We start from the raw sequence: 23798 nt of genomic DNA on the forward strand, positions 1-23798 counted from the left end.
TCCAACCCGTTCGGCCGCGTCGGCCCTGCCGGCCGCGTCAGTCGCGCGCGCTCTCCACGGAGTCCACGGCGCTGCCTTCATAGCGTCCGTCCAGCTTGGCGACCAGGCCGGTCACCTGCCGGGCGATGTCCGGCGCGGTGAGGCCGATCTCGGCGAGGACCTCGGCGCGGGAGGCGTGGTCGAGGAAGCGCGGCGGGATGCCGAAGTCCCGCAGCGGCACGTCGACGCCCGCGTCGCGCAGCGCCTGGGCGATCGCCGAGCCGACGCCACCGACCCGGCTGTTGTCCTCGACGGTGACGACCACGCGGTGCTGCTCGGCGAGCGGGGCCATGGCCTCGTCGACGGGCTTGACCCAGCGCGGGTCGACGACGGTCGTGGAGATGCCCTGCTTGTCGAGCAGGGCGGCGATCTCCAGGCACATCGGCGCCAGGGCGCCGACGGAGACCAGCAGCACGTCCGGCCGTTCGGTGCCGGGCTCGCGCAGGACGTCCATGCCGCCGACGCGGCGCACGGCGGGCACGGCCGGGCCGACGGCGCCCTTGGAGAAGCGGACCACGGTCGGCGCGTCGTCGACGGCGACGGCCTCGCGCAGCTGGGCGCGCACCTGGTCGGCGTCGCGCGGCGCGGCCAGCCGCAGCCCCGGGACGACCTGGAGGATCGACATGTCCCACATGCCGTTGTGGGAGGCCCCGTCGGTGCCGGTGACGCCGGCCCGGTCGAGCACGAAGGTGACGCCGCACTTGTGCAGGGCCACGTCCATCAGCACCTGGTCGAAGGCGCGGTTGAGGAACGTGGCGTACACGGCGAACACCGGGTGCACGCCGCCCGTGGCCAGACCGGCCGCGGAGACGGCGCCGTGCTGCTCGGCGATGCCGACGTCGTAGACCCGCTGGGGGAAGCGCTTGGCGAACTTGTCCAGGCCGACCGGCTGGAGCATGGCGGCCGTGATGGCGACGATGTCCTCGCGCTCCTCGCCGAGCTTGACCATCTCCTCGCCGAAGACGGAGGTCCAGTCGGCGCCGGAGCTGGCGATCGGCAGGCCCGTGTCGGGGTGGATCTTGCCGACGGCGTGGAAACGGTCCGCCTCGTCCTGGAGGGCGGGCTGGTATCCGCGGCCCTTCTCGGTGAGGCAGTGCACGATGACCGGCCCGCCGAACCGTTTGGCCTTCGCGAGCGCGGACTCCAGGGCCTCCAGGTCGTGCCCGTCGATGGGCCCGACGTACTTCAGGCCGAGGTCCTCGAACATGCCCTGCGGCGCGATGAAGTCCTTCAGCCCCTTCTTGGCGCCGTGCAGGGTGTCGTAGAGCGGCCGTCCGACGACGGGGGTGCGCTCCAGCACCTCCTTGGTGCGGGCGAGGAACCGCTCGTAGCCGTCGGTGGTGCGCAGGGTCGCCAGGTGGTTGGCGAGGCCGCCGATGGTCGGCGCGTAGGACCGCTCGTTGTCGTTGACGACGATGACGAGCGGGCGGTCCTTGGCGTCGGCGATGTTGTTCAGCGCCTCCCAGGCCATGCCGCCGGTCAGCGCCCCGTCACCGATCACGGCCACGACGTGGTCGTCGCGCTCGAAAATCTGGTTGGCCTTGGCGATGCCGTCGGCCCAGCCGAGGACGGTCGAGGCGTGCGAGTTCTCGATGACGTCGTGCTCGGACTCGGCCTGCGAGGGGTAGCCGGACAGGCCGCCCTTCATCTTCAGCTTCGAGAAGTCCTGGCGGCCGGTGAGCAGCTTGTGGACGTAGGACTGGTGGCCGGTGTCCCAGAGCACCTTGTCCTTGGGTGAGTCGAAGACCCGGTGCAGGGCGATGGTGAGCTCCACCACGCCGAGGTTGGGGCCGAGGTGACCACCGGTCTTGGAGACCGCTTCGACGAGGAAGCTCCGGATCTCCTCCGCCAGCTGGTTCAGCTCCTCGAGGTTGAGCCGGTCCAGATCGCGCGGTCCCCTGATACGGGTCAGCAGCGGCACCCGTGCCTCCTTGCAGTAGAGCTGTTGCCGGGCTTGTCGAGTCTAATGTTCCGCCTTCGCGGGCGGCGCCGAGGCTGTGCGTCGTACGTCACGCGTTCGGCTGTACCCATGTTGTGCCACACCTACAACACAGCTGTGCCCGGTACCGGGGAGGTACCGGGCACAGCTGTGTTTGCCGGCGCTACGCGCGCCCTGCGGTCTTCTGCGTCTTACGGGTGACGGCGTCGATGACGACCGTGGCCAACAGCACACCACCGGTGATCATGTACTGCACCGGGGAGGCGATGCCCTCCAGGGCCAGGCCGTACTGGATCGACACGATCACGAGCACACCGAGCAGCGCGTTCCAGGTGCGTCCACGGCCACCGAACAGCGACGTGCCGCCGATGACCGCCGCGGCGATCGCGTTCATCAGCAGGTCACCGCCGCCGGCGCCCTGGTTGGCAGCGGCGATCTTGGAGGCGATGAACAGGCCGCCCACCGCGGCGAAGGTACCGGAGATCGCGAACACCGAGATCCGGACCATCTCCACGTTGATACCGGCTCGGCGGGACGCCTCGACGCTGCCGCCGAGCGCGAACACCTTCCGGCCGTACGCCGTGCGCCGCAGCACGAAGTCCGTGACCAGCAGCACCGCGATGAAGATCACCACGGCGAGCGGCAGGCCCTTGTACTGGTTGAAGACGATGGCGACGGCGAAGGCGAGCACCGCCAGCAGGACGGTCCGCACGATGGTCTCGCTCAGCGGCCGCGACGGCACGCCCGCGGCCTCGCGGCGCCGGTTGCCGTAGAAGGAGCTGAGGAAGTACCCGGCGGTCACCACCGCGGCCAGAGCGTACGCGGCGGCCACGTCGGAGAAGTAGTAGCTGGTCAGCTGGGCCACGACCCCGTCCGGGTCGAGGTTGATGGTGCCGTTGTCGCCCAGGATCTGGAGCATGAAGCCGTTCCAGAACAGCAGACCGGCCAGGGTGACGGCGAACGCGGGCACGCCGATCTTCGCGAAGAAGAAGCCGTGCAGCACACCGGCGACCGTACCGGTGAGGATGGCCAGCACGAAGGCGAGCCACTCGTTCATGCCGTTGGTGACGTTCAGCACCGCGAAACTCGCGCCCGCCACACCGGAGACCGAGCCGACCGACAGGTCGATCTCGCCGAGCAGCAGCACGAAGACGATGCCGACGGCGATCATGCCCGTGCCGACCATGGCGACGGACATGTCGGACAGGTTGCCCGCGGTGAGGAAGTTGGAGTTAAGGCTCGTGAAGATGAGCCAGATGATCGCCAGGCCGATGACGACCGGGATGGAGCCCAGGTCGCCGGACTTCATCTTCCGCTTGAACTCGGTGACGTAGCCCGCGAGGCCCTGCTCGCGCACCAGCAGCCGGGGGTCGACGACCGTGACGGCGGCCTTGGCCGCCTCGGGGTTCTCCACGACGTGGTCGTCCGGAGCCGCGGAGGTCTTGTCGATGCTCACTTGGAAACCTCCCCGTTCGTGCGCGCCGCACGGCGGGTCACGGCGTTGTCGGTGGCGCCGGTGATGGCGGAGATGATCTCTTCCTGCGAGGTCGACTTGACCTCGAAGACGCCGTTGTTGCGCCCGAGGCGCAGCACGGCGACCTTGTCCGCGACGGCCTTCACATCGGCCATGTTGTGGCTGATGAGGATCACGGCGTGGCCGCGCTCGCGCAGCCGCTCGACCAGGTCGAGGACCTGCGCGGTCTGCTCGACGCCGAGGGCGGCGGTGGGCTCGTCGAGGATGACCAGCTTGGGCTCGCCGAGCATGGAACGGGCGATGGCCACGGTCTGGCGCTGACCGCCGGAGAGCGAGGCGATCGGGATGCGCACGCTGGGAATGCGGATCGACAGCGTGTCGAGCAGTTCCCGGGAGCGGCGCTCCATCTCCACCTCGTCCAGGACGCCGCGCTTGCGGATCTCCCGGCCCAGGTAGAGGTTGCCGACGACGTCGATGTTGTCGCAGAGCGCGAGGTCCTGGTAGACGGTCGCGATGCCCAGGTTCTGGGCGTCGTGCGGCTTGTTGATCTGGACGGACCTGCCGTCCCATTCGATGACACCCTCATCGATGGGGTGCACGCCGGCGATCGTCTTGACCAGCGTGGACTTTCCGGCTCCGTTGTCGCCCACCAGGGCGACCACCTCACCGGCGTGGACCTCAAGCTCTACGTCGGTGAGCGCCTGAACGGCACCGAACCGCTTGGAGACCCCGCGCAACGCCAGCACGGGCGTAGCGGACACGTGAACCATCTCCTTCGCCGCCTGACCCGGCGGGAGGTTGTGCAGAAGGGTGGGAGGAGTGATCCGTCCGGCGCCCCGCGGAGCTTGCGGGGCTGATGTGGCGGGGCGCCGGAGGAACTCGGGGGCGACCGGTCCCCGCACGGGAGTCACGGGAGCCCGGTCCGGACTCCCGTGCCCCTCAGGGGACTTGGCGGCTGGTTACTTGAGGCCGATCTTGTCGCAGGCGGCCTTGTACTTGCCCGCGCAGATCTCGTTCACCGTGTAGATGCCGTCCTTGATGACGGTGTCCTTGATGTTGTCCTTCGTCAGCGAGACGACCGGGACGAGGACGGAGGGGATGGCCTTGGTGGTCGGGCTGTCGACCTTGTCCTTGGCGATCGAGTCGAGCGACTTGCCCTGGGCGAGGGCGACGGCCATCTCGGCCGCGACGTCTGCCTCCTGCGGGTAGGGCTTGTAGACGCTCATGTACTGCTCACCGGTGACGATGCGCTGCACACCCGCGAGCTCGGCGTCCTGGCCGGTGACCGGGATGTCGGCGATGCCGGCGGCCTTCAGGGCGGTGATGATGCCGCCCGCCATACCGTCGTTGGCGGAGTAGACGCCGACGATCTTGTCCTTGCCGAGGGCGGAGATGGCGCCCTCCATGTTGGAGTTGGCGTTCTCCGGCTTCCACTCCTTGGTGTCGTACTCGCGGCCGATCTTGACCTTGCCGTCGAGCACGGAGTGCGCGCCCTTCTTGAACTGGGCGGCGTTGGGGTCGGTGGAGGAACCGTTCATCATGACGATCTGGCCGTCCTTGGCCTTGTCGCCCAGCGCCTTCAGCAGCGCCTCGCCCTGAGTCTTGCCGACCGTCTCGTTGTCGAACGAGGTGTAGGCGTCGATCGGGCCCTCGGCCAGGCGGTCGTAGGCGACGACGGGGATGCCCGCGTCCTTGGCCTTCTTCACCGAGCCGGCGATCGCCTTGGAGTCCACGGCGTCCACGATCAGCACGTCGACCTTGTTGGTCACCATCGTGTCGACCTGCTGGTTCTGCGTGCTGGCGTCCTGCTTGGCGTTGGCGTAGACGACCTCGCCCTTGCCGTTGGTGAGTTCCTTGACCTTCTTCTGGATGAGCGGACGGTCGAACTTCTCGTAACGGGCGGTCGCGTTCTCGGGAAGGAGCAGGCCGACCTTGATGTCGTCGCCCTTCTTGGCGGACCCGGTGGAATCGGCGTTGTCGCCCGACTCCTTGGCGCTGCCACAGGCAGCAAGCGAAACAGCCATCGCACCGGCGGCAAGAGCAACAGCGGCGCGACGCATACGCGTGTTCACTTCAGAAACCTCCCTGACGAGGCCGCGACATTGCGGCCGAGGTGGCTGGAAGTCAACTCGGCCACACGTGCGACGTCAAGAAGTAAATCCTTAACGAGATGGCAACGGTGCCATCCGTTCTCTAAGTGAAGGCAGGGGTGACTGCCTTCAGCGGGCCTGCGGCAGTTCCGTCCAAAAGGGTCGAATCACCCATCTCGCTGAGGGCGAGAGCGAGCGCTCCGAGCACTTCCGCACGGCCGCCGAGGGCACCGGGGAGAACGGACAACTGGCGTGCCGCACTGGGGATCGCGTAGCGGCCGACGGACTCCCGGATCGGCCCGAGCACCAGCTCACCGGCCTCGGCGAGATCACCGCCGAGGACCACCCGGCTCGGGTTCAGCAAGTTGCAGAGATTGGCCACTCCACTGCCGATGTGGCGGCCGACGTCGGCGATCACCCGACGGCAGCCCGGGTCTCCGTCCCGGGCGAGCCGTACGACGCCTTCCATGGTCAGATCGGTGCCGTGACTGGACTGGAGGAGCGGGAGCACGTAGCGCGCGGCCGCGAAGGTCTCCAGGCAGCCGCGGTTGCCGCAACGGCAGACCGGGCCGGATTCATCGAGTGTAATATGTCCGATTTCTCCGGCTGTGCCGCCGGGGCCCCGGTAGATCTTTCCCTCGATCACCAGGCCTGCGCCGACACCGCTCGCGACCTTGATGTATGCCAGGTCGCGGACGCCTCGGCCGCTGCCCCAGACCATCTCGCCGAGGGCGCCGAGGTTGGCGTCGTTGTCCACGTGCACGGGGACGCCGAGGCGGCCGCGCAGCTCCTCGGCGGGCTTGGTGCCGGTCCAGCCAGGGAGGATGGCGGTCGAGCCGAGGGTGCCGGACTCGACGTCGATGGGGCCGGGGACGCCGAGACCGACGCCGGCGATCTTGGAGCGGTCGACTCCGGTGGCTTCGATCAGGCGGCTGACCAGCTGCTCCGCGCGGTCGAAGCCCTGGGTGGACGAGGCGTCCACGTCCAGCGGCTCGGACTCCTCGGCGAGGACCTGGTGGGCGAGGTTGCCGATGGCGACGCGCAGGTGGGTGTGACCGAAGTCGACACCGATGACGATGCCGGCGTCGCCGCTCAGCGACACGCTGCGGGCCCTGCGGCCGCCGGCGGAGGTCGGAGTGACCTCGACGGTGCCGCCGTCCTTCAACTCCCGGACGATGTTGGAGACCGTCGCCGCGGACAGGCCTGTCGTCCGCGCGATCTCGGCCTGGGTGAGGGAGCCCGCCAGGCGCACGGCACGTACGACCCGCTCCAGGTTGGCTCGGTGCAGCGACGACTGCGACCCCGGAGTCTCCACGACGACCTCCTGCGCACGGGGCCGCTTCGATGAGACCCCGTCTATGTCCAACTAGTGAACTCTAAGCTGAGCCGTTTGGGTTGCCTCCCGTCAAGAGGTTGAACTGATTCCGGGGTGTGCGCGCGTCGTCGCGGAGCGCTATGTGGGGGTACGCGCTTTCTGCCTGCGGCGGCTGTCGGGGGTGCGCGCGGCGCCTTGCGCCGGGTGGTGGGTCGGGGCCGCGCCGGGGGGTGTCCGTCCTCGGAACGGCGCGATGGGGTCGGACGCCGACTGACTGGCGTTGACGCGCCAACCGCTGCGGGCGGACACCCCCCGACACGGCCCCTTGCGTCGTACGGCGGCAGCGCCCCCGCTGCGGGCATGCGTGCCGCTAAGGGCGGCAACGCCGAGCATCCGGGAACGCCGGGTTGCGAACCCCCGGCTCCTACTTCAGCGCGCCGGCCGTCAGCCCCTGCACCACCTGGCGCTGGAAGATGATGTACGCCGCCAGCACCGGCAGCATCGCCATGACCAGACCCGCGAACAGGCCGGACCAGTCGCCCTTGTAGCCCTGGCTGACCGCCAGCTGGACCAGGCCCTGGGTGAGGACGCGTTTGTCGGGGTCGGTGTTGAGGACCGTGGGGAGCATGTACTGGTTCCACTGGCCCAGGAAGTTGAAGATGCCGACGCTGATCAGGCCCGGCTTGGCCATCGGCAGCATGATCTGGAAGAACGTCCGGGAGTGCGAGGCGCCGTCCACGAAGGCCGCTTCGGCGATCGACGTCGGCAGGGTACGGAAGAACGCCGTCAGGAAGAACACCGTGAACGGCAGCGAGTAGGCGATGTAGACCAGGATCAGGCCGTGGATGGTGTTCAACAGGCCCATGTTGTTCACGACGTAGAACAGCGGGACCAGCGCGAGCATGATCGGGAAGCTCATGCCGCCGATGAACAGGTAGTAGATGAAGCGGTTGCCCGGGAAGTCGAAGCGGGCCAGGACGTAGGCCGCCATCGAGCCGAGGACCAGGGTGCCGATGAGTGAACCGCCGACCACGAGGACCGTGTTGAGGAAGTAGTCGCTCATGTTGGCCTGGGTCCACGCCCGCGACCAGTTGTCGAAGTGCAGGGAGTCCGGGAGGGACCAGGGGGAGCTGAAGATGGAGCGGTCGTCCTTGAAGGAGGTCATGACCGCCCAGAGCAGTGGCATGACCACCATGAACGCCCAGATGACCAGGACGCCGTGGGAGAAGACGTTGAGGAGCGTGCCCTCCTTCTTCTCCTTCACGGGAGGCGGCGGCTGGATGTCCGTCTTGGTGATCGGGGCTCCGGACTCGGCCGGGAGGGGCGCGGGGGTTTCGGTCGTCTTCATCGATCAGTACTCCAGCCGCTCGCGACGGCCCAGCCGCATCACCACGGCGGCGAAGGCCAGCGTGACGACGAGCAGGGCGACACCGATGGTGGTGGCGTAGGCGGCCTGCCCGTCACGGAACGCCTTCTGGTACACGTACAGGACCATGACGGTGGTCGAGTAGTCGGGACCGCCCGGCCCGGTCGTCATGATCTGCACGACCGCGAACGACTCGGCGCCCAGGGCGAGGATGCCCATGTAGACCCAGCCGGACTGCACGGTGTCCCACAGCAGGGGCAGGGTGACGCGGAAGAACGTGGTGACGCGGTTCGCGCCGTCCAGGAGCGCGGCCTCGTACATCTCCGCCGGGATGGAGGCCATGCCGGCGGAGAAGAGGACCACGAAGAAGCCGACCGTGGACCAGACGAGGACCCCCATCACGGCCCACAGCGCCAGGTCGGGGTCGCCCAGCCACAGGGGCTGGACGTCGTCGAGGCCGATGCCGCGCAGGAGCGAGTTGATCGCGCCGCTGTCCGGGTTGTACGCGAACGCGAACAGCAGCGCGACGATGGCGATCGAGAGGACCTGGGGGAAGAAGTAGACGATCTTGTAGAACGAGGAGCCCCGGACGCCGGTGATCACCGGGCCGTTCTTCCTCTTTCTGCCGCCCACATTGATCATGAAGGCGAAGAACAGCGCGAGGCCGATCGTCACCACCGGCAGCAGGAGGGCGAACAGCATGCTGTGCTGCAACGACTTCCAGAAGATGTCGTCGTCGAGCATGCGGCTGTAGTTGTCGAAACCGACCATCTTGAATTCGGGGCTCAGGCCGGTCCAGTCCGTGAACGAGTAATAGATGGACTGGATGAACGGCCAGACCACGAAGAGCGCGTACAGTCCCAGGGGCAGCGCGAGGAAGCCCACGATGAACCGGTACTTGCCGTGCTGCATCGCCACTCCGGTGCCGTTGCGGAAATCGATTTCCGGTGCTGTTACTGGTGCTTGTAGTGCTTGATGGAGTCGTCCTTGGCGGCCTCGTCGGCGAAGCCCTGGATTTTCTTGATGGCCTCGGCCGGGGTGAGGCGGCCGGCCATCATCTCGCCGAGGCCGGAGACGCCGATCTTCTCTTTCTGCAACTGCACGTACCAGTCCTGGAGACGGGGATTCACCACGTTCTCGCCGGCCTTGTCCAGCGCCGCGACACCCGACTTCAGACCGGGAGTGAGGGCGACGCCGTCGGTGCCGCCGTTGTACGCGGTCAGCGACTTCACCTTGCCGGTGAAGTTCTTCGAGGAGGCCTCGCTGAGCATGATGCGCAACTGCTCCATGCCGCCGGCGGTGTTCTTCGCCTTGGCCGGGACGATGAAGGGCTCGCCGCCGGAGGCCCAGATGGTGCCGAAGGGCATCTTGTCGGAGGAGTCCAGGCCCGTGGGGGCGGAGACGGCCAGGTCGAAGTCCTGCGGAATGACATTGGCCGACTCGTTCTCCACCCAGGAGCCGTTCGGGATGAACAGCGCCTTGCCCTCGGCCCACGCGGTCTGCGACTGGATGTGGTCGAGGCCCGGGGTGCCCTTGAGGACGTAGCCCTTCTTGTAGAGCTCGTAGTAGGCCTCGAAGCAGGCCTTGACGGCCGGGTGCTTCCAGGCGTTCGGCTCCAGGTTGTCGATCGCGTCGAGGACCTCGCGGCCGCCGACCTTGCCGATCATCGGGTAGAGCGAGAAGGGGATGTAGTACGGGTACTTGCCCGCGTACGTCCAGCCCGCCATGCCCTTCTTCTTGGCCTTCGCGCAGACCGCGAGCATCTGGTCCCAGGTCTCGGGGTACTGCTCGTCGAGCGAGTCCAGGGCCTTCTGCGAGTACCAGACGCCGTAGACCGTGTAGGCGTAGTACAGGATCCAGACCTTCTCACCGTCGAACTGGCCCATCTCCACGATGCCGGGGCGCAGCGTGTCGCGGACCTTCTTGTTCGGGTCGTCGTAGGAGGGCGCGTCCAGCAGCGGGGTGAGGTCGGTGAGCTGGTTCTTGCCGACCAGGACGCCCATGTCCATCTGCTCGGCGCCGGAGTTGTCGATGAGGTCCGGCGGGGTGCCCTGGTTGAAGCGGGGCTGGAGGGTGGACTGGATCTTCTGGGTGGCGGAGAACTTCACCTTGGCCTGGGGAAAGTTCTTCTCGTAGATCTTCACGGCGTCCTCGGCATACTCCTTGCCGAAGCCGCCGTCGAACAGGACGAATTCCATACCGGCCGTGTCGTTGACGGCGAGCGGATTCTTCGCGGTCTTCTTGCCGGCCTTGGCCTTGTCCCCGCTGTCGTCGCCGCCGCTGCTGGCGCAGGCGGACAGGAAGCTCATGGTGGGGACGGAGATCAGCCCGAGCGCGGCGGACCTTTTGATCAGATCACGGCGGCCGACACCTTCGGTGCCGTGGCTCTCGGCGGAAGTGGATCCCATGCTCAAGTCCTCGCCTTCTCCAGGACTCAGGCGGTGAACCGGATCCTTCCCGGCACCGCGATCGGGTCAAGCTGGGTCGTGCAGGAAAGTGCGGGTGGTGACGTGCGGATCGTGTGAAGCGCCCGACAGGTATAGTCCACTTCCCGCCAGCGGATCAAGATCGAACACAAGGTTGGCCGTGGGTCTTATCCGAGTTGAGACCTCGCGGAAGTATGAGCGGCCTGCGGGCACTCCGCCGGAAATATCCCGGCCGTCGCGCCTGAATGCCACAGGCAACACCCTTGACACTCCACACCACTTGGGCAACTACTGGTCCTTGCGCATCGAAGGTGACAACGTTGTCCACTGCGCAGGGAGGGTACCCGTTGATGCAGCGGAAAGCTCGGCACAGATGGGGTTCGGCGGTCGTGTCGGCGACCGCCTTCGCTTTGGCCCTGGGTTCACAGGGCGTTGCGGTCGCACTGCCCCAGGCCCCCGAGAGACCCGATGGGGGGTTCACGTCCTCCTTCGAGGCGGACGACCCGCTTCCGGACTGGACGAACACGGTCGACACCGGCCCCGACGGCGCCGAACGCGCCTCGGGAGTGGACGGCGGCTACAGCAGCGGCATACCGGGCCATGTGACCGACCAGGTCACCGATGTCCGGGCCAGTGCCGAGAACTCGGGCGACGGCGAGGTGAAGGAGAACCTCGTCGACGGCGAGCCGAGCACCAAGTGGCTCACCTTCGAGCCCACCGGCTGGGTGGAGTTCGACCTGGACAAACCAGTCAAGCTGGTGCGTTACGCACTGACGTCGGCCAACGACCACGACGAACGCGACCCGAAGGACTGGACCCTGGAGGGCTCCTCCGACGGCAAGGACTGGAAGACCCTGGACACCCGCTCCGGCGAGTCCTTCTCCGAGCGGTTCCAGACGAAGACGTACGAGCTGCCCGAGCCAGGCGAGTACCGGCACTTCCGGCTGGACGTCACCGCGAACAACGGCGGTGGCATCCTCCAGCTCGCCGACCTCCAGCTGTCCACCGGCGGCAACGACGGGCCGGTCCCGCAGGACATGCTCTCCCTGGTCGACCGCGGCCCGAGCGGCTCCCCCACCGCCAAGGCGGGCGCCGGGTTCACCGGAAAGCGCGCCCTGCGGTACGCCGGCCGGCACACCGCCGACGGCCGGGCGTACTCGTACAACAAGGTCTTCGACGTGAACGTGGCCGTCGGCCGGAACACGCGGCTGTCGTACCGGATCTTCCCGTCGATGGCGGACGGTGACCTCGACTACGACGCGACGAACGTCTCCGTCGACCTGGCCTTCACCGACGGCACCCACCTGAGCGACCTGCGCGCCACCGACCAGCACGGCTTCCCGCTGACTCCGCAGGGGCAGGGCGCGGCGAAGATCCTTTACGTCAACCAGTGGAACAACGTGGCCTCGCGGATCGGGTCGGTCGCGGCCGGGAAGACCGTGGACCGGATCCTGGTGGCCTACGACTCCCCCAAGGGCCCGGCCAGGTTCCGGGGCTGGCTGGACGACGTGAGCATCGAGCCCGTCGCCCCCGAGCGGCCGAAGGCGCATCTGTCCGACTACGCGGTGACGACCCGGGGCACCAACTCCAGCGGCGGCTTCTCGCGGGGCAACAACTTCCCGGCGACGGCGGTGCCGCACGGCTTCAACTTCTGGACGCCGGTGACCAACGCGGGTTCGCTCAGCTGGCTGTACGACTACGCGCGTGCGAACAACGCGGACAACCTGCCGACGATCCAGGCGTTCAGCGCGAGCCACGAGCCCAGCCCCTGGATGGGTGACCGGCAGACCTTCCAGGTGATGCCGTCCGTGGCCACCGGGACCCCGGAGTACGGGCGGGAGGCGCGGGAGCTGGCCTTCCGGCACGAGAACGAGACGGCGCGGCCGTACTACTACGGGGTGCGGTTCGAGAACGGGCTGAAGGCGGAGATGGCGCCGACCGACCACGCGGCCGCGCTGCGCTTCACCTACCCGGGCGATGACGCGAGCGTCCTCTTCGACAACGTGACGGACCAGGCAGGGCTGACCCTGGACAAGGAGAACGGGGTCGTCACCGGCTACTCGGACGTGAAGTCCGGACTGTCGACGGGCGCGACCCGGCTGTTCGTCTACGGCGAGTTCGACAAGCCGGTGACCGGAGGAGACTCCGCCGGGGTGAAGGGCTACCTGCGCTTCGCGGCCGACGACCGGACCGTCACCCTGCGCCTGGCGACCTCGCTCATCAGCATCGACCAGGCCAAGGACAACCTCCGCCAGGAGATCCCGGAGGGCCGGTCCTTCGAGGCGGTGAAGAAGAGCGCCCAGCGTCAGTGGGACCGGCTGCTCGGCACGGTCGAGGTGGAGGGCGCGACACCCGACCAGCTGACGACGCTGTACTCCAGCCTGTACCGGCTCTACCTGTACCCGAACTCCGGCTTCGAGAAGGTCGACGGCAAGTACCAGTACGCCTCGCCGTTCTCCCCCATGCCGAACCCGGACACCCCCACGCACACCGGCGCGAAAATCGTCGACGGCAAGGTGTACGTCAACAACGGCTTCTGGGACACCTACCGGACGACCTGGCCCGCGTACTCGTTCCTGACCCCGTCCCGGGCGGGTGAGCTGGTCGACGGGTTCGTGCAGCAGTACAAGGACGGCGGCTGGACCTCACGTTGGTCCTCCCCCGGCTACGCGGACCTGATGACGGGCACCTCCTCGGACGTGGCGTTCGCGGACGCGTACGTCAAGGGCGTGGACTTCGACGCGAAGGCGGCGTACGAGGCGGCCGTGAAGAACGCCACGGTCGTCCCGCCGAACTCGGGCGTCGGCCGCAAGGGTATGGCCACCTCCCCCTTCCTCGGCTACACGAGCACCGAGACCCACGAGGGCCTGTCCTGGGCGCTGGAGGGCTACCTCAACGACTACGGCATCTCCCGCATGGGCCGGAAGCTGTACGAGGAGACCGGTGAGCGGCGCTACAAGGAGGAGTCGGAGTACTTCCTGAACCGCGCCCGGGACTACGTGAACCTCTTCGACGCGAAGGCCGGGTTCTTCCAGGGCCGCGACGCCGAGGGCGACTGGCGGGTGGAGTCCGCGACGTACGACCCGCGGGTGTGGGGCCACGACTACACCGAGACCAACGGCTGGGGCTACGCCTTCACCGCCCCGCAGGACAGCCGGGGCCTGGCCAACCTCTACGGCGGCCGCAAGGGCCTCGCCGACAAGCTCGACGCGTACCTCTCCACCCCGGAGACCGCCTCCCCCGAGTTCGTCGGCTCCTACGGCGGTGTCATCCACGAGATGACCGAGGCGCGGGACGTGCGGATGGGCATGTACGGGCACTCCAACCAGGTCGCCCACCACGCCCTCTACATGTACGACGCGGCCGGGCAGCCCTGGAAGACGCAGAAGAACGTGCGCGAGGTGCTGTCCCGGCTGTACACGGGCAGCGAGATCGGTCAGGGCTACCACGGCGACGAGGACAACGGCGAGCAGTCGGCCTGGTACCTGTTCTCCGCCCTCGGCTTCTACCCGCTGGTGATGGGAAGCGGCGAGTACGCGATCGGCTCACCCCTGTTCACCAAGGCGACCGTGCATCTGGAGAACGGGCGCGAGCTGGTGGTGAAGGCGCCCCGCAACAGCGCGAAGAACGTCTACGTGCAGGGGCTGAAGGTCAACGGCCGCACCTGGACGAAGACCTCACTGCCGCACTCGCTGATCGCCGAGGGCGGAGTCCTGGAGTTCGACATGGGCTCGCGGCCGTCGTCCTGGGGCACGGGCCGGCACGCCGCGCCCGTGTCGATCACCCACGGCGACGAGGTGCCGGTGCCGCACGCGGACGTGCTGAAGGGCGAGGGCGCCCTGTTCGACGACACGTCGGCGACGGACGCCGCGGTGACGTCCGTGGACCTGCCGGTCTCGAAGGGCGCCGAGGCGGTCCAGTACACGCTGACGTCGTCGGCGGACCGGACGAAGGCACCGGCCGGATGGACGCTTCAGGGCTCCTCCGACGGCACGACCTGGCGGACGCTCGACCGGCGCTCCGGGGAGGCCTTCGCCTGGGACAGGCAGACGCGCGCGTTCACGGTGAGGTCGCCGGGTACGTACGAGAAGTACCGCCTGGTCCTCGACGGCGAGGCGACGCTGGCGGAGGTCGAACTGCTCGTCTGACCGAGTGAGTTGGGGGTCTCATGCCGCTTCCCGTGCCCGTCCCGCCCGAGGGTGTCGACCCGGCCTGGCTGCCGCCCGCCGCCTTCCGGGCGGTCGGCAGCCGGCGCACGCTGATCCGGGGATCGGGTCCGTTGGTGGAGACGGTGCACGGGGAGGTGGACGATGCCTGCCGGCGGTTCGGGGGCCGGGTGGTGCGGGACGCGTCGGACGACGGTCCGTACGACCTGGTCCTCGGCCTCGGTGCGGACGGCCCGGAGCTCCTCGGCGAGGAGGGGTTCACGTCCGCCCGCGAGGGCGGGACGACGACCGTCACCGCCTCCGGTGGACGCGGACTGCTGTACGGGCTGTTCCACGTCGTGCGGCTCGGGGAGGCGGCCTTCACCGGTGGACCATCACGGCGGACGCATCACCCGGCCCTCGCCCTGCGCATGCTCGACCACTGGGACAACGTGGCCGTGCACCCGGTGATGGGCCAGGTGGAGCGCGGGTACGCGGGCGGCTCGCTGTTCTGGCGGGACGGCAGGGCGCGGGGCGACCTCGACCGCGTGCGGGCGTACGGCAGGCTGCTGGCGGCCTGCGGGATCAACGCGATCTCCGTGAACAACGTCAACGTGCACGCCACCGAGGCGCGTCTGCTGACCGACCGGGTCGGTGAAGTGGCCGCGGTCGCGGAGGCGTTGCGTCCCTACGGCGTCCGCACCCACCTGTCCGTCTCCTTCGCCGCCCCGGTCCTGCTGGGCGGGCTGTCCACGGCCGATCCGCTGGACGGGGCCGTGCGCTCCTGGTGGGCCGAGGCGACGCGGCGGGTGTACGAGGCGATACCCGACTTCGGCGGGTACGTGGTGAAGGCCGACTCGGAGGGGCAGCCGGGACCGTTCGCGTACGGACGCAGTCACGCCGAAGGCGCGAACCTGCTGGCGGCGGCGCTGGAGCCGTTCGGCGGCACGGTGCACTGGCGGGCCTTCGTCTACGACCACCGCCAGGACTGGCGGGACCGGACCACGGACCGGGCCCGGGCCGCGTACGACCATTTCGTGCCGCTGGACGGGGAGTTCGCGGCGAACGCCGTGCTCCAGGTGAAGCACGGGCCGATGGACTTCCAAGTGCGGGAGCCGGTCTCGCCGCTGATCGGGGCGGTGCCGCGCACCCGGCTCGCGGTGGAGCTTCAGGCCACCCAGGAGTACACCGGGCAGCAGCGGCACGTGTGCTGGCTGGGGCCGATGTGGAGCGAGGTGCTGCGGTTCCGGCACGAGGACGGGACGTCCGTGGGCGAGTCGGCGCGGGGCGGGCTCGTCGCCGTGGCGAACGTCGGTGACGACCCCTTCTGGACAGGGCATCCGCTGGCGCAGGCCAACCTGTACACCTTCGGGCGGCTGGCCTGGCAGCCGGACGCCGAGCCGCGTGCCGTGCTCGACGAGTGGATCTCCCTCAGCTTCCCGGACGCCCCCACGCGGCTGGCCGACGGGCTGCACGCCGTCCTCGACGGTTCGTGGCGGACGTACGAGAAGTACACCGCCCCCCTGGGTGTCGGCTTCATGGTGCAGCCGGGGCACCACTACGGGCCGAGTGTGGACGGCTACGAGTACAGCCCGTGGGGGACGTACCACTTCGCCGACCGGGACGGGATCGGAGTCGACCGCAGTGTGGCGAGCGGTACGGGCTTCGCCGGACAGTACGGCACACCGTGGGCCGGGCGCTACGAGTCGCCCGACACCTGCCCGGACGAGCTGCTGCTGTTCTTCCACCATGTGCCGTACGGGCATGTACTGAAGAGCGGGAAGACCGTGATCCAGCACATCTACGACACGCACTTCGAGGGTGTCGAGGAGGTCGAGGAGGCCCTGTCGGTGTGGGCCTTGCTGGCCGGGCTGGTGGACCCGGCGCGCCACGGCCGGGTGGCGGAGCGCTACGAGGAGCAGCTCCGCAGTGCCCGCGAGTGGCGCGACCAGGTCAACAGCTACTTCTTCCGCAAGTCGGGGGTGCCGGACGGGCGGGGGCGGCTCATCCACTGACGGGCGGACCTACTGGAGGATCGCCACGCCCAGAGGGTCGAGGACCAGGGGCTCGCCCTGGTCCACCCGCTTGCCGGTGAGCACGTCGGTGGCCGGGGCGTGGGCGGTCAGACGGGCCGGTTCCCGGGCGTGGTTGAGGAGGAAGAGCAGGCGGGTGCCGTCGGGGGCGACCCGGGTGGCGGTCTCCACCGCCGGGTGGCCGGCGTAGGGGCCGGGCAGGTCGTGGCGGGTCAGGACCCGGCGGACGACCTGGTCGACGCCCGGCTGGTCGAGGGCGGTGGCGACGTACCAGGCCTCGCCGGAGCCGAAGCGGTTGCGGGTCACGGCCGGGGTGCCCGCGTAGAAGTCGGTGCCGTAGGTGGCGACCGGTTCGGCGCCGCGCGGGAGCACGATCTCGAAGACGAGCCGGGCCTGCGCCCCCAGTTCGGGGACGCTCTGGGTGAACTCCGGTGGGCGGGCGTCCCATTCGTCCGCGAGGGTGTCGATGCCCGATGCCGGCCCGGGTGAACAGGCGGTGGTCCTCGTCCCAGACCTCGTGCGGCCACTGCTCGGGGTTGTAGTCGCCGCCGTAGCGGATCTTGTGCGTCATGCGGTGAAGTCCTTCCGCGTCTCGGCGATCACGGTCCGGCTGCCGTGCAGCAGGGAGAGCAGCAGCGGGGCGGCCAGCAGGGCGGGCAGGGCTTCGGTCAGCAGGGCCGTCGACGCGGCCGTCAGGAGCAGCAGGGAGGCGGCGGCGAGGGTGGCGCGGCCGTGCCGGAACAGGAAGTAGGCGGCGAGGCGGGCGGTGTCCCGGGCCCGGAAGGCGAAGAGTGAGACGAGGACGAGGGCGTGCGCGCCCCACAGGAGGGAGCCGGCGCCGATCGCCGCGAGCAGCAGCGCCCACCAGCCGGGCAGGCCGGTGGCGGGGAAGTGCGTGAGGGTGAAGGCGATGACCGTCAGCCAGGCCAGCAGCGGTGTCCACAGCTTCAGTGCCGGTACGGCGTTGAGCCGCCAGCCGCGCAGGTAGGCGCGGGCCGGGTGCAGTTCGGTGAGGTCGCGGCTGCGGTGGTGGAGGGCGTAGAGCGCGGCGGACAGGGCCGGGCCGAGGGGCAGCAGGCACAGGGCAGCGAGGGGGAGGTTCGCGGGGTCGGGGCCGAGCAGGAGCAGTCCGGCCAGGCCCGGTGAGGCGGCGAGGAGCAGCAGTGCCTCCACGGTGAGGAGGGTGTGGATCAGGGCGGAGGCGCGGGAGAGGGTCCCGGTGCCGAAGCCGGAGGTGCGTACGGTGCTCACGCCGTGGCCTTCCGGCCGAGCAGCCGCCGCTCGTCCCACCACCGGGGCGGGGCCTCGTCGTGGACGGAGGTGGGCTCGGCGGGGGTGACCTCGTGGCGGCTCGTGAGGGGGAGGTCGACGCGGCCGTCCCGGGCGGCCGGCCGCCGGTGGGTGCGCGTGGGTTCGGCGGCCTCGTACAGGACGTCGATCCGTCCGGGCTTCGGCGAGCGGAGGCCGCCTGTGTCCCGCGAGACCGTGTACGAGGTGCCGTGCTCCTCCTCCACGGAGGAACGGCGGACGAGGCCTTCACCGGCGGGTGCCGGAAGGTCCTGGTGGTCGCGGCGCGGGGTGAGGTCGAGGCGGCCGGTACCGGCGCGGTGGCTCCCGGCGCCGGTGAGCCGGCCGCGGGGCGAGTCGGGGACCCGGATCACCCGTTCTCCTTCCTGAACCGTTCGTACGCCTTGTTGTGCAGGTCGACGAGCTGCTGCATGTTCTTCGACTTCAGCTCGGCGAGGTAGGCGTCCCACTGGGACAGCGGGCGCTTGCCCAGGACGAACTGGAGGGTGTTCTGGATGACGTGGTCCTTGAGCGGGGTGTCCCAGAGGGTCGCCTGCTCCTGCTCGAAGGACTGCAGGGGGTGGGCCGGGTCGATGGGCAGTTGCTCGCGCTGGGCCATGGCGTCCTGGAACTTCTTCTCGTCCGGGCTGAACGAGGAGGAGACCAGGTCCCAGCTGCCGCCGTAGGTGAAGACGCCGTTGAAGAAGCCGTAGTCCTTCTGGAGGTCCTTCGGCGCGTCCGGGTCGGAGCCCATGAGGGAGATGCCGGGCTTCAGCTCGAACCGGCCGCCGGACCGGGTGTAGGTGACGCCCTCGACGCCCCACTTGCAGAACTTCTGGCCCTCGTCCGAGTACCAGAGCCAGTCGAGGAACTGCATCATCGCGACGAATTCGTCGCTCTCGAGGGCCTTGCTGGAGACCATGACGCCGTTCTCCAGCCGGGTGCCGCCGAGCACGACGGGACCGGCCGGGCCGAGCGGCACGGGCACCATCTCGATCTTCGCGCCCTCGACCTGCTTCTGGAGGTTGTAGCGGTAGTTCTGCACCAGCTCCTGCGGGTTGGCGCTGATCACGTACGACTTCTCGGCCAGCAGCTTCTGCACGGCCTGCTCGTCCTGCTGCGCGAAGCTCTCCGGGTCCAGCAGCTTCTCGGCGACGACCTTTCTCAGGTACTCGATCATGTCGCGGTAGCCGTCCGTCGCACCGTTGAAGACGAACTTGTGCGCCTGCGAGTCGAAGGTGATGTTGTCGTACGTCCAGCCCGCCTTGACCCCGTACGCCTGGCCGAGGTACATGAACAACGCGCCGCACGGGAAGGGGGTGTTGGTGCTCCAGCGGTCGGTCCAGGGGTACGTGCCGGGGTACTCCTCCTTGAGCGCCTTGAGGACGTCGTACACCTCGTCCCAGGTGGTCGGCAGGCTCAGGCCGTGCCGGGCGAGGACGTCCGTGCGGAAGGACAGCGAGTAGCCGGGTTTGGCCCGCTCGTGCAGGCCGGGCAGCAGGTAGTACTTGCCGTCGGACTGGCGGATCGAGTCGAGCTCGGGCTCCAGCTTCCACTTGCGCACCTTGTCGCGGAAGTTGGGCATCAGCTTCACGTAGTCGCTGACCGGGAGGATCGCGGCCGAGGAGACGAAGGCGACCTCGGAGGGGTGGTACGTCTTCGGGATCAGGAAGGGTGCGTCGCCCGCGCCGATGAGCACACTGCGCTTCTTCTCGTAGTCGGCCAGCGGGACGTCGACCGGCTCGAGGGTCACGCCGGTGCGCTTGGTCAGCTCCTTCCAGAACAGCCAGCCCTTCTTCATCGGATAGACCGGGTTGTTGTTGTGCAGCACCGAGAAGGACAGCGGCCGGGCCGCCTTGAACTGCTGCCCGGCCCGGTAGTTCTTCATGGCCCCGTCCTGCTTCTTCGACAGGTCCTTCCCGTCGCCGCCGTCGTCCCCGCTGCCGCAGCCGGTGACCGTGGCGAGGCCGATGAACCCGGCGGCGGCGAGGATCTGACGCCGCGACAGCTGCCCTGCGTTGTTCACTGGAACTCCCTTGTTCCGTGGATCGGTCGAGGAGAGGAGCGGCGGTCAGCCCTTGACGGCGCCGAGCATCACGCCCGAGACGAAGAAGCGCTGGACGAAGGGGTACACGAGGAGGATCGGCAGGGCGGTGAGGACGATGGTGACCGCCTGGATGCTCGCGCCGACCTGGCTGAGCTCAGCGGTGCCGGCGCCCGCGTTGCCGCCTCCGGTGGCACCCGCGATGAGGTTGCGCAGATAGACGGTGACCGGCATCAGGTCGGAATGGTCCATGTACAGGAAGGCGCTGAACCAGGAGTTCCAGAAGGACACCGAGTAGAAGAGCACCATCGTCGCCACGACCGCCTTGGACAGCGGCAGCACGATTCTGAGCAGGATGCCGTAGGTGCTCAGACCGTCGATCTGCGCGGCCTCCTCCAGTTCCGTCGGCAGGTTCTCGAAGAAGGCCTTCATCACCAGCAGGTTGAAGACGCTGATGGCGTTCGGCAGGGCGATCGCCCACACGCTGTTCTTCAGGCCCAGGCTGGTGACCAGGATGTAGTTCGGGATCAGGCCACCGGTGAAGAACATGGTGAACACGGCGATGCCGACGAGTACGCCGCGGCCCTTGAGGTGCCGCTTCGACAGGACGTAGGCGTAACAGGTCGTCAGGACCATCGCGACAGCGGTCGCCACGACCGTGTAGAGCACGGTGTTGCCGTAGGTCCGCCAGAACATCGAGTCCTGGAACACGATCTTGTACGTGGTGAGGTTGAACCCCTTGGGCCACAGGGCCACCTCACCGGCCCGGATCTGGCGCTCTCCGCTGAAGGACCTCGCGATGATGTTGACGAAGGGGTAGAGGGTCACCAGCACGACGATCGTGAGGACCACGCCGTTGACGCCCTGGAAGACCCGGTAGGAACGGCTCGGCTTCACCACAGGCTGGTCCCCACCGTGCGGCGCGAGAGCGTGTTGGCGGAGGTGATCAGGACCAGGCCGATGATCGCCTCGAACAGGCCGATGGCGGCGGCGTAACTGAAGCTGCTGGACTCGACGCCGGCCCGGTAGACGTAGGTCGAGATCACGTCGGCGGTCGGATACGTCAGCGGGTTGTACAGCAGCAGCACCTTCTCGAAGCCGACCGCCATGAACGTGCCGACGTTGAGGATCAGCAGCGTGATCATGGTGGGGCGGATGCCGGGCAGGGTGACGTGCCAGATCTGCTGCCAGCGGCCCGCGCCGTCGATCCGGGCGGCCTCGTACAGGTCCTCGTCGATCGTGGTGAGCGCGGCGAGGTAGAGGATCGTGCCCCACCCGGCGGTCTGCCAGATCTCCGAGCCGACGTAGATCGTGCGGAACCACTCGGGTTCCTGGATGAAGCGGACCGGTTCGTGGCCGAGCATGCCGAGGACGTGGTTGACCGGGCCGTCGCTCGCCAGCATCTGCATCGTGATGCCGGCGACGATCACGATCGACAGGAAGTGCGGGAGGTACGACACCGACTGCACGAACCGCTTCAGGGAACGCCGGCGCACCTCGTTCAGCAGCAACGCGAGCACGATCGGGATCGGGAAGCAGAAGACGAGCGTGAGCCCGCCCAGCCACAGGGTGTTGCGGAACACCTGCCAGAAGGTGGGGTCGCTGAGGAACATCCGCACATAGCGCAGGCCCACCCATTCCTCACCGAAGAGCGAACCGCCGGGCTCGAAGCGCCGGAAGGCGATCACGTTGCCGATCATCGGCAGATAGCGGAAGACCAGGAAGAACAGCAGCGGCAGGATCGCCAGCGAGTACAGCTGCCAGTCGCGGCGCAGCGCCCGCCGCCAGCCGGTCGGGGCGGGTGTCCGCCTGCCGCGTCGGGGGGCGGCCCGGGCCGGAGGCGGGTCCTGGGTGCCCGGTGGGGCCGGTGTGGTGGACGTGCTCATTGCTCGGGCCTCCCGTGGGCAGGGACGCGGAACCGAAACTTTCGAGCTCTTACCGGTAACTTCGCGGCAACCTAGGGGCATCAGAAAGCGCTGTCAATGGGTACTGCGGCAGTCGGACGGGGCTCGTGTGCCGCGTTGGATCCGCGTCGAAGGTGGCTCGACCCAGGGCCAACGGCCCCTTCCGTGCCGCAAGTTTCTGGTGGACGACCGACTCCTGCGAGGTGCACGCCCTGCGTGCGTTCGAGCTGACGCCAAGTCAACCGGCGGCGCCGACGACGGGTTGCGTGCACGAGGGCACCATCACTCGCACCACCGGCGCCCGGGCCAGGACCCGGGCAGTGGAAGGCCTGGGGCACCGGCCCGTTCCGCCCACATCCGGACCGGCATCCGGTGCGCCGGCCGTAGACAACTGGGCCGCGCGGCGCTACCTTCCGCCACAGGCGGGGTGGGAGCGCTCCCATACGGTGGACCGGAACCCGCCCGCGAGTCGCTCCCACCCCGCGCATCCGTGCACACACATCCGCAGGCCCGTACCCCCACGAACGGATGATGCTGTCATGATCCTGACAAGCAGGCCGGGAGGATCCCCGATGCCCCGATCAGCGCTCCCCACCCGGGCCAGAGCCCTCTTCCTCGTACTGCTCTCCCTCCTCGTCACCGTCCCGGCCATCGGCCTGGTCATGACGGCCGGCGGTGAGGCGGAGGCCCACGGCACCCCCATGAAGCCCGGCAGCCGTACGTTCCTGTGCTGGCAGGACGGACTGACCGACACCGGCGAGATCAAGCCGGTGAACCCCGCGTGCCGGGGCGCACAGCAGGTCAGCGGCACGACACCGTTCTACAACTGGTTCTCGGTGCTGCGCTCGGACGGTGCCGGCCGCACCAAGGGCTTCGTACCGGACGGCGAGCTGTGCAGCGGCGGCAACCCCAACTTCACCGGGTTCAACACGCCCAGCAAGGACTGGCCGCTCACCCATCTCACCTCGGGCGCGACGGTCGACTTCTCGTACAACGCCTGGGCGGCGCACCCGGGTTGGTTCTACGTCTACATCACCAAGGACGGCTTCGACCCGACCAGGACGCTCACCTGGAACGACATGGAGGAGCGGCCGTTCCTGAGCGTCGACCACCCGCCGCTGAACGGCTCCCCGGGCACGGTCGAGGCCAACTACTCCTGGACCGGGAAGCTCCCCGACAACAAGTCGGGCCGCCACATCATCTACATGGTCTGGCAGCGCTCCGACAGCCAGGAGACCTTCTACTCCTGCTCCGACGTCGTCTTCGACGGCGGCAAGGGCGAGGTGACCGGCATCAAGGAGCCGGGCAACCCGTCCGAGCCGGTGCCCGGCACCTGCACGGCCACCCGCAAGACCACGGGCACCTGGAACGGCGGCCACCAGTCCGAGGTGACCGTCACCAACACCGGCACGGTCCCGATGCTCGGCTGGATGGTCGACTGGACCCTCCCGGCGGGCCAGAAGGTCGACAGCCTGTGGAGCGGCAGCGCGACCTACAACGGCCAGGCGGTGATGGTCCACAACGCCAACTGGAACGGCTCGCTGGCCCCGGGCAAGAGCACGACGTTCGGCTACGTCGTCTCCGGGCCGGGGGGTGACAGTACGAGCGCGTTGCCCTGCCGGGTGGGCTGAACGAACGTATCGGGCGGGCCCGGTGGCCGGAGCGCCGTGTTCACCGGGCCCGTCGGCACGACGCGTGCCGTCCGGCCGTGCCGGCCGAAACGCGCCGGCCGCTTC

At 68.7% G+C, this 23798-nt stretch carries 16 protein-coding genes and 1 pseudogene; 3 read left to right on the plus strand and 14 right to left on the minus strand.

Annotated features, from left to right (window positions below; genetic code table 11):
- Positions 1–37 precede the first annotated feature (37 nt).
- From dxs to ngcE, 8 genes are all read right to left on the minus strand, one after another.
- A complete protein-coding gene (gene dxs / locus ACIRDU_RS29605; RefSeq protein WP_403584919.1) occupies positions 38–1960 on the minus strand; it encodes a 1-deoxy-D-xylulose-5-phosphate synthase in 1923 nt (640 codons plus the stop codon).
- A gap of 181 nt (positions 1961–2141) precedes the next feature.
- Positions 2142–3434 carry a sugar ABC transporter permease gene (locus tag ACIRDU_RS29610; protein ID WP_403584922.1) on the minus strand — a complete coding sequence of 431 codons (1293 nt, stop codon included), beginning with the start codon at positions 3432–3434 and terminating at the stop codon, positions 2142–2144.
- Complete coding sequence (locus tag ACIRDU_RS29615; RefSeq protein WP_010033972.1) at positions 3431–4222, minus strand: ATP-binding cassette domain-containing protein; 792 nt, start codon at positions 4220–4222, stop codon at positions 3431–3433. Before ACIRDU_RS29615 ends, ACIRDU_RS29610 begins: the two co-directional genes overlap by 4 nt.
- A gap of 189 nt (positions 4223–4411) precedes the next feature.
- Positions 4412–5512 (minus strand): sugar ABC transporter substrate-binding protein, encoded by a 1101-nt coding sequence (locus ACIRDU_RS29620; RefSeq protein WP_403585186.1) that lies wholly within the window; start codon positions 5510–5512, stop codon positions 4412–4414.
- A 133-nt stretch (positions 5513–5645) separates the two neighbouring features.
- Complete coding sequence (locus tag ACIRDU_RS29625) at positions 5646–6857, minus strand: ROK family transcriptional regulator (protein ID WP_403584924.1); 1212 nt, start codon at positions 6855–6857, stop codon at positions 5646–5648.
- Positions 6858–7281: 424 nt separating this feature from the next.
- Complete coding sequence (locus tag ACIRDU_RS29630; protein WP_403584927.1) at positions 7282–8205, minus strand: carbohydrate ABC transporter permease; 924 nt, start codon at positions 8203–8205, stop codon at positions 7282–7284.
- 3 nt (positions 8206–8208) lie between these two features.
- Positions 8209–9135 carry a carbohydrate ABC transporter permease gene (locus ACIRDU_RS29635; protein ID WP_403584930.1) on the minus strand — a complete coding sequence of 309 codons (927 nt, stop codon included), beginning with the start codon at positions 9133–9135 and terminating at the stop codon, positions 8209–8211.
- 41 nt (positions 9136–9176) lie between these two features.
- On the minus strand, positions 9177–10631 hold the full coding sequence (gene ngcE / locus ACIRDU_RS29640) for an N-acetylglucosamine/diacetylchitobiose ABC transporter substrate-binding protein (protein ID WP_403584932.1): 1455 nt from the start codon (positions 10629–10631) through the stop codon (positions 9177–9179).
- Positions 10632–10999: 368 nt separating this feature from the next.
- Here ngcE and ACIRDU_RS29645 point away from each other — a divergent pair, with 368 nt between their 5' ends.
- Positions 11000–14797, plus strand: a complete 3798-nt coding sequence (locus ACIRDU_RS29645; RefSeq protein ID WP_403584935.1) for a GH92 family glycosyl hydrolase — start codon at positions 11000–11002, stop codon at positions 14795–14797.
- A gap of 20 nt (positions 14798–14817) precedes the next feature.
- Positions 14818–16809, plus strand: a complete 1992-nt coding sequence (locus ACIRDU_RS29650; protein ID WP_403584938.1) for an alpha-glucuronidase — start codon at positions 14818–14820, stop codon at positions 16807–16809.
- 9 nt (positions 16810–16818) lie between these two features.
- On the opposite strand, the pseudogene ACIRDU_RS29655 reads toward ACIRDU_RS29650, so the two are convergent.
- The 6 genes and pseudogenes from ACIRDU_RS29655 to ACIRDU_RS29680 all read right to left on the minus strand — a co-directional run.
- A pseudogene (locus tag ACIRDU_RS29655) lies at positions 16819–17367 on the minus strand (beta-galactosidase trimerization domain-containing protein); the annotation flags it as partial.
- Positions 17368–17394: 27 nt separating this feature from the next.
- Entirely contained in the window at positions 17395–18078 is a 684-nt protein-coding gene (locus ACIRDU_RS29660; RefSeq protein ID WP_403584941.1) for a hypothetical protein, read from the minus strand.
- Positions 18075–18488 carry a hypothetical protein gene (locus ACIRDU_RS29665; RefSeq protein WP_403584944.1) on the minus strand — a complete coding sequence of 138 codons (414 nt, stop codon included), beginning with the start codon at positions 18486–18488 and terminating at the stop codon, positions 18075–18077. Before ACIRDU_RS29665 ends, ACIRDU_RS29660 begins: the two co-directional genes overlap by 4 nt.
- A complete protein-coding gene (locus tag ACIRDU_RS29670; RefSeq protein WP_403584947.1) occupies positions 18485–20140 on the minus strand; it encodes an extracellular solute-binding protein in 1656 nt (551 codons plus the stop codon). The genes ACIRDU_RS29665 and ACIRDU_RS29670 overlap by 4 nt, the downstream gene beginning before the upstream one ends.
- 45 nt (positions 20141–20185) lie before the next feature.
- Positions 20186–21058 (minus strand): carbohydrate ABC transporter permease, encoded by an 873-nt coding sequence (locus ACIRDU_RS29675; protein WP_403584949.1) that lies wholly within the window; start codon positions 21056–21058, stop codon positions 20186–20188.
- Positions 21052–22044, minus strand: a complete 993-nt coding sequence (locus ACIRDU_RS29680; RefSeq protein ID WP_403584951.1) for an ABC transporter permease — start codon at positions 22042–22044, stop codon at positions 21052–21054. Before ACIRDU_RS29680 ends, ACIRDU_RS29675 begins: the two co-directional genes overlap by 7 nt.
- Positions 22045–22634: 590 nt before the next feature.
- On the opposite strand from ACIRDU_RS29680, the gene ACIRDU_RS29685 reads away from it, so the two are divergent.
- Positions 22635–23693, plus strand: coding sequence for a lytic polysaccharide monooxygenase (locus tag ACIRDU_RS29685; RefSeq protein ID WP_403584953.1), 1059 nt, complete (start codon positions 22635–22637; stop codon positions 23691–23693).
- Positions 23694–23798: the final 105 nt, after the last annotated feature.

Origin of the sequence: Streptomyces sp. NPDC093598 (assembly GCF_044764825.1) — a bacterium.
Lineage (GTDB): Bacteria > Actinomycetota > Actinomycetes > Streptomycetales > Streptomycetaceae > Streptomyces.

Coding starts and splice junctions, on each gene's coding strand:
- ACIRDU_RS29615 (WP_010033972.1), bottom strand. CDS start 4,222: ATGGTTCACGTGTCCGCTACGCCCGTGCTGGCGTTGCGCGGGGTCTCC.
- ACIRDU_RS29620 (WP_403585186.1), bottom strand. CDS start 5,512: ATGCGTCGCGCCGCTGTTGCTCTTGCCGCCGGTGCGATGGCTGTTTCG.
- ACIRDU_RS29630 (WP_403584927.1), bottom strand. CDS start 8,205: ATGAAGACGACCGAAACCCCCGCGCCCCTCCCGGCCGAGTCCGGAGCC.
- ACIRDU_RS29635 (WP_403584930.1), bottom strand. CDS start 9,135: ATGCAGCACGGCAAGTACCGGTTCATCGTGGGCTTCCTCGCGCTGCCC.
- ngcE (WP_403584932.1), bottom strand. CDS start 10,631: ATGGGATCCACTTCCGCCGAGAGCCACGGCACCGAAGGTGTCGGCCGC.
- ACIRDU_RS29645 (WP_403584935.1), top strand. CDS start 11,000: ATGCAGCGGAAAGCTCGGCACAGATGGGGTTCGGCGGTCGTGTCGGCG.
- ACIRDU_RS29650 (WP_403584938.1), top strand. CDS start 14,818: ATGCCGCTTCCCGTGCCCGTCCCGCCCGAGGGTGTCGACCCGGCCTGG.
- ACIRDU_RS29680 (WP_403584951.1), bottom strand. CDS start 22,044: ATGAGCACGTCCACCACACCGGCCCCACCGGGCACCCAGGACCCGCCT.
- ACIRDU_RS29685 (WP_403584953.1), top strand. CDS start 22,635: ATGCCCCGATCAGCGCTCCCCACCCGGGCCAGAGCCCTCTTCCTCGTA.